Origin of the sequence: Corallococcus sp. AB018, from assembly GCF_003986945.1 — a bacterium.
GTDB classification, from domain to species: Bacteria; Myxococcota; Myxococcia; order Myxococcales; family Myxococcaceae; genus Corallococcus; species Corallococcus exiguus.
Map to the genome: position 1 here is coordinate 1 of NZ_RAWR01000288.1, position 10,997 is coordinate 10,997.

11 protein-coding genes are annotated in these 10,997 nt (G+C 70.6%); all 11 read right to left on the minus strand.

The window, feature by feature from the left end; all coding sequences use genetic code 11:
• A partial coding sequence (locus tag D7Y11_RS44660) for an FHA domain-containing protein (protein WP_306770488.1) occupies positions 1-2,040 on the minus strand: 2,040 nt, incomplete at its 3' end.
• Between the two features lie 4 nt (positions 2,041-2,044).
• Positions 2,045-2,935, minus strand: a complete 891-nt coding sequence (locus D7Y11_RS38600; protein WP_120580962.1) for a type II secretion system F family protein — start codon at positions 2,933-2,935, stop codon at positions 2,045-2,047.
• A 13-nt stretch (positions 2,936-2,948) separates the two neighbouring features.
• Positions 2,949-3,794, minus strand: a complete 846-nt coding sequence (locus tag D7Y11_RS38605) for a type II secretion system F family protein (protein ID WP_120580963.1) — start codon at positions 3,792-3,794, stop codon at positions 2,949-2,951.
• A 78-nt stretch (positions 3,795-3,872) separates the two neighbouring features.
• Positions 3,873-4,691 (minus strand): Flp pilus assembly protein CpaB, encoded by an 819-nt coding sequence (gene cpaB / locus D7Y11_RS38610; RefSeq protein WP_120565598.1) that lies wholly within the window; start codon positions 4,689-4,691, stop codon positions 3,873-3,875.
• Positions 4,692-4,923: 232 nt separating this feature from the next.
• Positions 4,924-5,184 carry a hypothetical protein gene (locus D7Y11_RS38615; protein WP_120580964.1) on the minus strand — a complete coding sequence of 87 codons (261 nt, stop codon included), beginning with the start codon at positions 5,182-5,184 and terminating at the stop codon, positions 4,924-4,926.
• Positions 5,185-5,244: 60 nt separating this feature from the next.
• Positions 5,245-6,675 (minus strand): anti-sigma factor, encoded by a 1,431-nt coding sequence (locus D7Y11_RS45065; protein WP_120580965.1) that lies wholly within the window; start codon positions 6,673-6,675, stop codon positions 5,245-5,247.
• Positions 6,672-7,319 (minus strand): RNA polymerase sigma factor, encoded by a 648-nt coding sequence (locus tag D7Y11_RS38625; RefSeq protein ID WP_120565707.1) that lies wholly within the window; start codon positions 7,317-7,319, stop codon positions 6,672-6,674. The genes D7Y11_RS45065 and D7Y11_RS38625 overlap by 4 nt, the downstream gene beginning before the upstream one ends.
• Positions 7,320-7,383: 64 nt before the next feature.
• Positions 7,384-7,791: a DUF2085 domain-containing protein gene (locus tag D7Y11_RS38630; RefSeq protein WP_120599419.1), complete on the minus strand. Its 408-nt coding sequence runs from the start codon at positions 7,789-7,791 to the stop codon at positions 7,384-7,386.
• A complete protein-coding gene (locus D7Y11_RS38635) occupies positions 7,760-8,815 on the minus strand; it encodes an ABC transporter ATP-binding protein (RefSeq protein ID WP_126936183.1) in 1,056 nt (351 codons plus the stop codon). Before D7Y11_RS38635 ends, D7Y11_RS38630 begins: the two co-directional genes overlap by 32 nt.
• A complete protein-coding gene (locus D7Y11_RS38640; RefSeq protein ID WP_126936184.1) occupies positions 8,812-9,843 on the minus strand; it encodes an ABC transporter ATP-binding protein in 1,032 nt (343 codons plus the stop codon). Before D7Y11_RS38640 ends, D7Y11_RS38635 begins: the two co-directional genes overlap by 4 nt.
• Positions 9,840-10,844, minus strand: coding sequence for a general secretion pathway protein GspE (locus D7Y11_RS38645; protein ID WP_126936185.1), 1,005 nt, complete (start codon positions 10,842-10,844; stop codon positions 9,840-9,842). The genes D7Y11_RS38640 and D7Y11_RS38645 overlap by 4 nt, the downstream gene beginning before the upstream one ends.
• Between the last annotated feature and the right edge of the window lie 153 nt (positions 10,845-10,997).

Sequence of the window (10,997 nt, forward strand, 5' to 3'; positions counted from 1 at the left end):
CCCGCCGGATGGGCCGGGTGACGTCGTTGTCATCCTCCGGCGGCATCCACACGAAGGTGAACCCGTGAAGGTCCCCGAGGCCCGGGTCTCCTCGGGGGTCGCGAAGAGGTCATCGTCCTGGCCGACGAAGGTCGAGGGCTCGCTGGAGTCGGGCGCGGGGACGGGAGCGCTCGCGACGCGCACCGGAGGGGCCACGAGCGGACTGACCGGAGTGATGGGCCGGAGGTCGAGAACGGTCCGCTCCTCGGGCTCCTCCATCATCGGCGGAGGCAGCGCGGGCGAGGCCGCCTGTGGCGGCGCCGCGGCTTCTACGGGCGGCGCTTCCAGGGTCGCCGGAATCGCCATCAACGTTCGCTCCTCGGGCTCGTCCAGCTCCGGGAGCGACAGCACGGGGGGCGGCACTGCAGCGGGCACGAGCGAGTCCACCGTGGAGATCGCCATCAGCGTGCGCTCCTCGGGCTCGTCCAGCTCCGGGAGCGGCAGCACGGGAGGCAGCGCCGCGGCGGGTGCGTCCGCCGTGGGGATCGCCATCAGCGTGCGCTCCTCGGGTTCATCCGGCACCACGGGGGCGAGGTCCACGGGAGGCGGTACGACGGAAGGCCGAGCCGGAGGTGGCGGAGCCATGAGCCCCGGCGGCGACATCAACGGCAGGCCGGGCGCGGAAGCCGCGGCGCCCCGGGGCACCGGAGCAGCGGACGCGCGCGCGGCGCCAAGCCCCAGCGAGGGACGGTTCAGCGCGGGCGCACCGACACCAGGAAGGTTCGCGACGCCGTTCCGCTTGGCGGGAGCCGAGGGCTCGACAGGAGCTGAAGCGGCGACCTTCCCCGGCGCGGAGGTCGCCGTCGAGACAGGAGTTCCAGCCGCGGGAAGTTCGCTCGCGGTGGGGTGCGAGGGGGCCGGGGCAGCCTCCAGCGCGGATGACCGGCCAGGTCCCGAGGCACCAACCGCTGACAGTCCCGGCCCGGAGGCGCGGACGGAGGCGGAAGGTCCCGGAGCCTTGTTCGCGGCCGGAGCGCTCAGCACCGGGGGGCCAGCGGGAGTTTTGGCCGGCGCACCCGCGCCCGAAGCGGCAGGCCCCAACACCGGGGGCCCTGCCGGAGTCCTGGCGGGCGCGGTCGCTCCCGGCGCCGAAGGACCCAACACAGGAGGCGCGGCGGGAACCTTGCCCGAAGCAGCCGACGCGGAGGCACCCAGCACAGGCGGGCCCGAAGGAGGCCTGGGCGGAGTCGCCACACCCGGCGAGGAAGCCCCCAGCACGGGAGCTCCCGGTGCAGGCCGGGCCGGCGCAGCGGATGCCGGCGCGGAAGCCCCCAGGACGGGAGCTCCCGGTGCAGGCCGGGCCGGCGCAGCGGATGCCGGCGCGGAAGCCCCTAGGACGGGAGGCCCGGCGGGAGGCTTGGGAGGAGTCGCCGCACCCGGCACGGAAGCGCTGAGCACAGGCCCCGGTGGAGGCCGGACCGGCGCGGGGGCACTGACCGCCGGCAGATCCGGAGCAGAGGGCCGCTTCGGTGTGGCGGCCGGCACCGGCAAAGCAGGGGTCGCCCCACCCTTCGCAGCGGGCACCGCCATTCCCGGGCGCGGCGGGGATGCAGGCCGGGCCATGGCCGGCATCGACTGCTGGTAGCTCGTGGGCGCCGCTTCGATTTCCGCGAGCGAGGCCTGCCCCATGCCCTGCGGCGACACGTTCGCGTGGGGCGGCGCGAGCGCCCGCCGGATGGGCCGGGTGACGTCGTTGTCATCCTCCGGCGGCATCCACACGAAGGTGAACTCCACCGGGCCCACGGTGATGCGGTCGCCGTCGCGCAGCTGCTTCTCGCCGGCCAGCGGCTGGCCGTTCAGCTGCGTGCCGTTCGCGCTGCCAACGTCCGCGGCGAAGTAGCGCCCATCCCTCGCCGTGATGCGGGCATGACGCCGGGAGACACCGTGGTCATGCAGCACCAGGTCGTTCTCCGAGGTCCGGCCGATCTTCACTTCGGCCTGCTCGAAGGCGAGCTCCCGTCCGACCTGGAGCCCCTGGGTGATGGTGAGCAGGATGGGCAGAGGACTAGCCCCCGACGTTGCCGAACATGAACTGGAACACGATGGGCCCGAAGAGCACCATGAACACCGTCGGGAAGATGCAGGCGATGAGCGGGAAGAGCATCTTCACCGGCGCCTCGCCCGCCAGCTTCTCGGCGCGCTGCGTGCGGTCGATGCGCATCTGCGTGGACTGGATGCGCAGCACCTTGCCCAGGCTCGTACCCATCTTGTCCGCCTGGATCAGCGCCGTGACGAACGTCGTCAGCGACGGCAGGTCCACGCGCACGATCATGCTCTTGAGCCCCTCTTCACGCGTCTTGCCCATCTTGAGCTGCTTGAGCACCAGCTGCAGCTCTTCACGCAGCGGACCCTGGCGGCCCTTCTCCACCACCTTCGCCAGCGCGCCCGTGAAGTCCATGCCCGCTTCCACCGACAGCGTCAGCAGGTCCAGGTTGTACGGAAGCGCGCGGCTGATGGCCAGGTGACGGCGCTTCACCTGATCGTTCAACCAGATGAGCGGATAGAACAGGCCCAGCAGCATCACCAGCAACGACCAGGCCAGGTTCATGCCCATGCCGTTGACGACGAACAGGCCGGCCAGGAGCGCGAAGAAGGCGCTGATCTCCTGCAGCGCCATGATGTCCTCGGGCTTGTACTGCGACGGCTCGCCCGCCTTGATCAGCTTGCGGCGCGTCTTGGACTCGTAGCCCGGCCACATGAAGCGCCGGTTCATCGAGCCCAGCTTGCGGACGGCGACGGAGCCCGCGCCCTTCATGCCGCCCGCGGACTCGTCGCGGACTTCCGTGAGGAAGCGCTCCAGGAGGTTGGAGTACAGGCCGATGCCCAGGAACGCCACCGCGCCCGCGGTCAGCAGTGCCGAGCCGCCCATCAGCAGAAATGTCAGGACTTCCTGCACGGTGCGCCTCGTTTCAGATGTCGATGTTGACGATGCGCCGGATGATGAGGATGCCCATGATCTCCATGATGGCGATGATGGTCACCAGGATGTAGCCGAAGATGTGGTTCATCATCGGCTCCATCAGGTCCGGACGCATGTAGTTGAGAACCATGCCCAGCACCGCCGGCATGGCCGCGACGATCCACCCTTGAAGCTTGCCCTGGGAGGTCAGCGCGTCGATCTTGCCTTCCAGACGGAAGCGCTCGCGGATCACCGTGGAGATGGTCTCGAACATCTCCGCCATGTTGCCGCCCAGCTGGCGCGCGATGTTGGTGGACACCACCACCAGCTCCAGGTCGTCGCTGCCCACGCGCTTGCCCATGTTGACGAGCGCTTCTTCCAGCGGCACGCCCAGCTTCACTTCCTTCACGAAGAGGCCGAACTCCTGGGACAGGGGCGGCATCGCTTCGCGCGCCACGTGCTCGATGGCCTGGGGGAACGTGAGGCCCGCCTTGAACGCGTTGGCCATGGCCTGCAGCGCGTCCACCAGCTGCACGTTGAACTTCTTGATGCGGCGCTTGCGGTAGTGCTTCACGAGCAGCATCGGCAGGAAGAAGCCGAAGATGGTCGCGAGCACCGCGAGGATGGGGTTGAAGACGATGTAGCTGAGGATGCCCAGGAGGCACATGCAGGCGATGTTGAGGATCAACATCTGCCGCGCGTCGATGAAGAGGAACATGTCGCTCAAGTCGTTCATCGACTTGGCGACGTACCGCTCCTGGTACTGCTCATACGCCTTCGACAGGACGCTGAAGATCACCAGGCTGAAGAAGAACACCGAGCCGGTGACGAGAAGGAGGACGATACCTGCGAGCATGGGCGCGAATCCCCGGGGGATGAGGGAGGGGTCGGCAGGGCCGCTTCAGCGTCAAGCGAAGCGGCCCCGCGCGCAGGACTACGGAGAGCCGGCCGAGGCCTTCTCGCCGCCGCCACTGCCCTTGATGATCTGGATGATCTCCCGGCGCTTCTGCTCCAGCACACGGGTGCGTTCACCGGAGAGCAGCGTGCTGATGGTCGCGCGGCCACGCTCCTCGATGAGGTCCACGTCGTCCTCGTTGCGCAGGGACAACGTCAGCTGGCCCAGTTCCGCCGCCAGCACCAGGATCTCCGCCTCTTCCGGCAGCACCATCAGCGAGACGTTGGAGTACTCGCGCTGGTTCTCCGGGATGAGGTTGATGTTCGTGGTGCCGGTGATCTTACCCGTGGCGACCACGATGATGTTCTGCAGCAGCGTCACCGCGACGCTCTCGTCCGTCTGCGGATCGCGGAACGTGCCGATGATGTCCACGTGGTCGTTCGGGCGAATCCACCCGCCCACGGACGTGGTCTGCTTCGCCTCGATGGTGATGGCGCGCGCCTTCTTCTGCACCTTCGTGGACAGGCGCTCGGCGGCCTTCGTCGTCTCGAACTGGCTCCAGAGGATGGGGTCGCCGGCCTGCAGCGCCACCAGCACCTTCTGGTTCACGATGTAGTTGGCGGAGTCCGGCTTCACCACCGACGAGGTGACGAACTGCTCCGGCACCGAGCGCTGGGAGATCATCTCGTACGTGATGACCGAGCCCTCGGGCATGTCCTGGCCCGCCACCACCACGGGAACCAGGTTCCACCCGCGGCGCACATCGGATTCCTTCTTCTTGATGGCCGAGTAGGCCACGATGCCCGCGAGCAAACCGAGCACCAGTGCGACGACGAGTGGGGTCTTACCCTTCAACATGGTTCAAAGTCCTCCAGAACGGTGGGGCGCCGTCGTGGCGGCAGGACTGCTTTGGACGAGGGGGCGATGCCAGGGCGCGAACGAGGCAAGATGTTAGCCATGCCCCAGAGCAGGTGTCAAAACCACCTCTCGTGACAAAGCGGAATCCCGGGACCTCCGGAGCTCGCGGAGCCTGTCCGCCCAGGGGGGAGGACGGCTCGACGCAGTGAGTTGATCCGCGGCCTTCCGTCCCTCAGGGGAACGGCAGGTTCAGCACGAAGTAAAACGAGTCGTAGTAGATCTGGTACGCCTCGAGGAACAGGTCGATGACGTTGGTCTGCCGGTCGTCCGTCCAGCGGATCTTCACCGTGGCGCCGACGACGAGCCCGACGATCAACACCCAGTTGATCATCGAGTACTCCACCATGGCCTGGCCACGGCGGGCCCGGCGCGGGGAGCGCGGCGGCGACTTCCGGGGGCTGTTCACGGGGGGAGCGTGCACGTCCGACGTCATGCTCCCATTATCCAGGACCCAGGCCCCGGAAGCATCGGTCATGTGGACTGCCGCCCTCCCCTACTGCGCGGGCTGGGAAGGGGCGGCCCTGGCCGGCTCAGACTCCGGAGCCGTGGCGGGCGAGGCCTGACGCAGGCGGCGCTGGGCCAACTGCGCCGCGCTGGAGCCGGGGGCCTCGGTGACGATCTGCCCGCAGACGGCGGCGGCCTCCTGGGTCCGGCCCTGGACGGACTCCGACTCGCAGAGCCGTGAGAGCAGGGCCAGCCGCTCGCTGCCGCTGGCTCCAGCCGCGAGCGCGGCGCGCAGCAGCTGGGCCTCCCGGGCGCGGTCACCCTGGTTCGCCGCGGCCTGGGCCTGGGCGGACAGGTCGCGCGCCGTCATCGCTTCCTTGGCGGCGGACTTCTCCGCGGGGGCAGGCTTCGCGGCCTGGGCCTGGGCGGACCCCCGCTTGGGCGTGGACGGAGGCGTCGCACCGCCGAGGGAGCCCACGGCGGCGGGGGCCATGGGCACGGCCTGGACCACGGGCGCGGAGGCCACGGCAGGAGGCGGCGGAGCCGCGCCCGCGGCCACTCCCTGGTCGTCATCCGTCCTGAGCCCACGGCCATAGGCCGCTTCACCCAGCCGCAGGGAGTCGCCCTTCGCGCCCATGGCCTTGTCGCTGAGCTTTCCCGAGGAGCGCCGCGCCGCGGGCTCATCCTTCGCGAGGGAGCCGTCGTTGGCCTGCTCTTCCTTCGGAGGCGCCTCCTGCTCGGCCACCCCGGCCGTCGCCTGCGAGAGCGCGGCGAACTCGTCGTCCGCGTCCCGGACGGCCTTGGACATCTTCTTCTTGGGAGCCTCGGGTTCCGCGCGGCGCTCCAGCAGCGCGCCACCACTGCCCGCGTTCATCCAGTCGGACGGACGGGCCGCGGCGGTGCCCTTGCGCTGCACCTTGGCCTCCACCTGGTTCTTCATCACGTCCGGCGCGGGCGCGGCCGCCAGTTCGTCCGAGGCACCCTCGGGCACGTCCACTTCGAGGGTCGCGCTCGAAGGCGCGGGGGCCAGGGCGCTCGGGGCGCGCTTCTCCCGCGGCGGCGACTCCTGCTTCGCCGCGGCCATCGTCGGACTGGGGGCCCGCTGCGACAGGTTCGGCGCCAGGTCGAGGTTCTCGCTCACCGTCAACGTCAGGAGGCCGAAGGTGCCCACCGTGGCCAGGCCCACCGCGGGCAGCAGGAAGCGGCGCCAGCGCGAGGGCTTCGGCTCGGGGCCCGCGGCGGCTCGGCGCGCGGACTGCTGCGCGTACGCGAGCAGCGACTCCAGGCCCGCGTCCGGCGCGGGCTCCGACGACAGCTGCGCCATGGTGGTGCGCACGCCGCGGATGTCCGCCAGCGCCTTCGTGCAGCGCGCACAGCCCTGGACGTGCTGCTCCAGCACATGGGCCTCCGACGCAGGCAGCTCGCCGTAGGCGAAGTCGAGGAGCCGGTCCTCGTGCGCGTGGGCATTCTGGGCACTCATCCCGCCACCGTCCTTCCATCCTCCGACAGGTCGCCGTCCACGCCCAGCTCACCCAGGCGGCGGCGCAGGCCCTCCAACGCGTAGCGCATGCGGCTCTTCACCGTGTTCTCGGACACGCCTGTCACCTCGGCGATCTCCTTGAACGGGATGCCGCTGTACTCGCGCAGCACGAACACCTCGCGCTGCTCCTCCGGCAGGGCGGACAGGGCCCGCTCCAGCAGGGGCCGGAGGCGGGCGTTGTGCGCGCCGCGCTCCGGGCTGGCCCCGGCGTCCGGCAGCCCCTCGCCCAACGGACGTCCCTCGTCGCCGTCGGCACCGGCCGAGGGGGCTTCCAGGGACGTCGTCTGGCGGTAGCTCTCTTTGCGCGTGCTGTCCACGCAGAGGTTCCTCGCGATGGTGTACAGCCAGGTCGTGAACCGGGCCTTGGGCTCGTATTCCCGGGCGCTGCGGACCACCTTGAGCCAGGTCTCCTGCAGCACGTCCTCCGCCCGCGCCCGGTGCCCCACGAAGCGCAGGATGAAGTTGAACACCGGCGCGCGGTGCTTGCGCACCAACGCATCGAACGCACGCGCGTTTCCCGCCTGGAAGGCGAGCATCAGCTGCTCGTCTGAGGTTTCGGGTGCCAAACTTCCCCCAGTGCCCATGAAGCCACGGGTGCCATCCCCTTCACCGCCCAAGGCCTGTAACGGACAGCCGTGCGCGAAAGGTCTATTCCGGCCGTGGCCGCCGGTAAGTGGCGAGAATGACAGGGACCGCCACCCCTGTCACCAGAAGTGCCTGCGCAAGTAATACCGCCGGCAGTGGGCGCTGCACATGCACGTACAGCGAGCGGCCGAGCCCCACTCCCAACAGGATGCCCGTCAGCGTGCGCACCGCGTTGGAACCCGAGGCGGGCCGGAAGCGGCCCACTGCCCAGTCCACGAGCGCGGGCAGCGTGAGCCCCAGCACCACCGGCACGTCCCACTCCCACTGGAGCGGCGCCTTCAGCGCGAACAGCGCGAGGAACACGCCCGCGAGCACCGGGTACGTGCCCAGGCACCGCGCGCACACGCGCACGCCCGCGAGCACGTACGTGCGGTTGTACTCATCCGGGTGATGATGGCTGAGCCAGAACACCGGCACCTCCTCCGGACATGGAAACAGCGGGCCCGTCCTGCACGTTGCGCGAATCCCCTTCGGCCAGGAAGCACGCCGCGGCGTGGCCTCCACCCAGGGGATACAGCGGGGGTGACTCGCGCCGGCAGCGCTCCATCACATGCGGGCAGCGCGGATGGAACGCGCAGCCGGTCGGCGGCGACAGGGGCGAAGGCGGCTCTCCCGGCAGCAGCAGCCGCGTGGGGGGGCGCTCCGGATCCGGCACGGGCACCGCGGACAGCAGCGCCTGCGTGTACGGATGGCGCGGTCCTGCGTACAGCGACCGGGACGGCGCCACCTCCACGATGCGGCCCAGGTACATCACCGCCACGCGCGTGGACACGTACTCAACAATCTTCAGGTCGTGCGCGATGAAGACGTAGGTGAGCCCGCGCTCGCGCTGCAGGTCCACCAGCAGGTTGACGATCTGCGCCTGGATGGAGACGTCCAGCGCGCTGATGGGCTCGTCCGCCACCACCAGCTCCGGACGCAACGCGATGGCACGTGCAATTCCGATGCGTTGACGCTGGCCGCCGGAGAACTCGTGCGGGTAGCGGTGCCGCGCCTCGCGGGGCAGCCCCATGGCGTCGAGCAGCGCCAGCACCTCGTCCTCGCGAGCCTTGCCCTTCGCGAGCCCGTGGATGGCGAAGGGCTCCGCGAGGATGTCCCCCACCGTCATGCGCGGGTTGAGCGACGCGTACGGATCCTGGAAGACGAGCTGCATCTGGCGGCGCAGCGGTCGCAGTTCGCGCTGCGACAGGCCGGTCAGCTCACGCCCGGCCACGCGGATGGAGCCGGAGGTCGGGTCGATGAGGCGCAGCACCGCGCGACCCAGGGTGCTCTTGCCGCAGCCGCTCTCCCCTACCAGGCCCAGCGTCTCGCCCCGGGCGACGTCGAAGGACACGCCGTCCACCGCGCGCACCGTGCCGCGCGTGCGGCCCAACAAGCCGCCCTTCACCGGAAAGTGCACCTTCAGGTCGCGCACCTGGACCAGCGGTTCGCTCATGGCGCGGGCACCGGGTGATGGCAGGCGGCGGACTGGCCTCCGCGCTTCGGCTCCAGCACGGGCGTGACGCGGGCGCACAGCTCCGAGGCGCGGTCGCAGCGGTCCCGGAACGCGCACCCGGACGGCAGCGCGGTGAGCGACGGCACCATGCCGGGAATGGCCTTCAGGCGCTGACGCCCGCCCTCGGCCGCCGCGCCCGCGTCGTGCAGCGACGGGATGGAGCGCAGCAGGCCCGCCGTGTACGGGTGCGCGGGCCGGGCGAACAGCTCGCGCACCGGGGCCTGCTCCACGATGCGGCCCGCGTACATCACCACCACCGCGTCGCAGCTTCCCGCCACCACGCCCAGGTCGTGGGTGATGAGCACCACCGCCATGTTCCGCTCGGCCTGCAGGCGCTTGAGCAGCTCCAAAATCTGCGCCTGGATGGTGACGTCCAGCGCCGTGGTGGGCTCGTCCGCGATGAGCAGCGCCGGGTCGCACGCGAGTGCCATGGCGATCATCACGCGCTGGCGCATGCCTCCGGAGAGCTGGTGCGGGTACGCGTCCACGCGCTCGCCGGGTGCCGGGATGCCCACCTGCCGGAGCATCTCCACCGCGCGCTCACGCGCCTGCGCCCGGGTGGCCCCCAGGTGCAGCCGGACGCCTTCGCCAATCTGCTCGCCCACCGTGAACACCGGGTTGAGCGACGTCATGGGCTCCTGGAAGACCATGGCCACGTGCCGGCCGCGCACGCGCCGCATCTCCTTCTCCGGCAGGGCCAGCAAATCATTGCCCCGGAAGCGCACCTCGCCGCCCACCACGCGGCCGGGCGGCTGCGGAACCAGCCGCATCACCGACAGCGCCGTCAGGCTCTTGCCGCAGCCGCTCTCCCCCACCACCCCCAGCGTGCCGCCGGGAGGAACGGAGAAGGACACGCCGTCCACCGCGCGCACCGTGCCGCGCGGGAGCGACAGCTGGGTGACGAGCCCCCGCACGTCCAGGAGCGGGGCACCGGCAGAGGCCCCGGGGGACGGCGCGACGCCGGTCACTTCTGGGCCAGCTCCTCCAGGAACTCCGCCTCCTGGATGAGCCCCTTGCGGATGAGCAGGCGGATGAGGCTCGCGACCATGCGCGCGGGCTTCACCTTCTCCGTGTCCAGGCTGGCCTCTTCACCGCGCGAGATGCGGTCGATGTCGTCCAGCACCGCCAGGTCCTCCTCGGAGAAGTCCGGCTTGGGCGTGAGCGCCACGGACGGCTTCACGCCCTGCGCGGCGCCGCCGAAGAGCACCACCGGCACGCGCGGCTTGCTCGGGTCCTCCGGCTCCGCGGGAGGCGGAGGAGGCGGCGGACGGGCAGCGGCGGGAGGAGGCGGCGGACGCGGGGCCTTGGGGACCTTGGGACGGGGCGTGGAGCCCAGGATGTCCTCCAGCACCTCCGCGCCGTCGGCGGACGCGTCGCCGTCGTGCGGCGGAGGCGGCGGCAGGTCCCAGTCCAGCGTCGGCGGCGCGGGCGGGCGCGGAGGCGGGCGCGCGGCCGCGGGAGGGGGCGGCGGCAGGATGTCCGGCGAATCGTCCTCGTCCATGTCCATCGGTTCAGCCTCCACGATGTCCAGGGGCTCGCCCCGGCCGCGCGCGAGCGCCTGCTCCAGGTCGTCCGGCGCTACGACGAACACCTTGAGCGGCTTGCGCAACTGGAAGCGTAGCTCGTCCACGAGCATCAGGTTGCCCGGGTCTTCCACCGCGACGTGGATCTTCTCGCTGCGGCCGTCCTGCTCCGCAGCGAAGAGGAGCACCCGGTGCTCGGTCTGGAAGTCCATGGACACCAGCGAGGACACCGCATGCGGGATGTACTCGGGGATCTCCACGAACGGCAGCTCGTGCTGCGCCGCCAGCGCCCGCGCGATGTCCCGGCCCGTGCACAGGCCCATGGACACCAGCACCTCACCCAGCTTGCGGCCCTGGCCGCGCCGTCCGGACGCGAGTGCCTGCTTCACCTGCTCGTCCGTCACCACTCCGGCCTGGACGAGGAGTTCACCAATCTTCTTGCGCATGGCCGGGGGCTACCGCTTGACCTTGGCGAGGTATTCCTCGCGGGAGAAAACGCCCTTCTCGATGAGCAGCTCGACCATGGCCTTCAGCGCCGCGACCTCCTTGCGCTGGACATCCTCCACGCTCTTGAGCAGCTCCGAGGGGCTGCCTGAGGC

Bases quoted from the DNA above. Each gene is read 5' to 3' on its own strand.
- cpaB (WP_120565598.1), bottom strand. From the start codon at position 4,691: ATGTTGAAGGGTAAGACCCCACTCGTCGTCGCACTGGTGCTCGGTTTG.
- D7Y11_RS38645 (WP_126936185.1), bottom strand. From the start codon at position 10,844: ATGCGCAAGAAGATTGGTGAACTCCTCGTCCAGGCCGGAGTGGTGACG.
- D7Y11_RS45065 (WP_120580965.1), bottom strand. From the start codon at position 6,675: ATGAGTGCCCAGAATGCCCACGCGCACGAGGACCGGCTCCTCGACTTC.
- D7Y11_RS38625 (WP_120565707.1), bottom strand. From the start codon at position 7,319: ATGGGCACTGGGGGAAGTTTGGCACCCGAAACCTCAGACGAGCAGCTG.
- D7Y11_RS38615 (WP_120580964.1), bottom strand. From the start codon at position 5,184: ATGACGTCGGACGTGCACGCTCCCCCCGTGAACAGCCCCCGGAAGTCG.
- D7Y11_RS38635 (WP_126936183.1), bottom strand. From the start codon at position 8,815: ATGAGCGAACCGCTGGTCCAGGTGCGCGACCTGAAGGTGCACTTTCCG.
- D7Y11_RS38605 (WP_120580963.1), bottom strand. From the start codon at position 3,794: ATGCTCGCAGGTATCGTCCTCCTTCTCGTCACCGGCTCGGTGTTCTTC.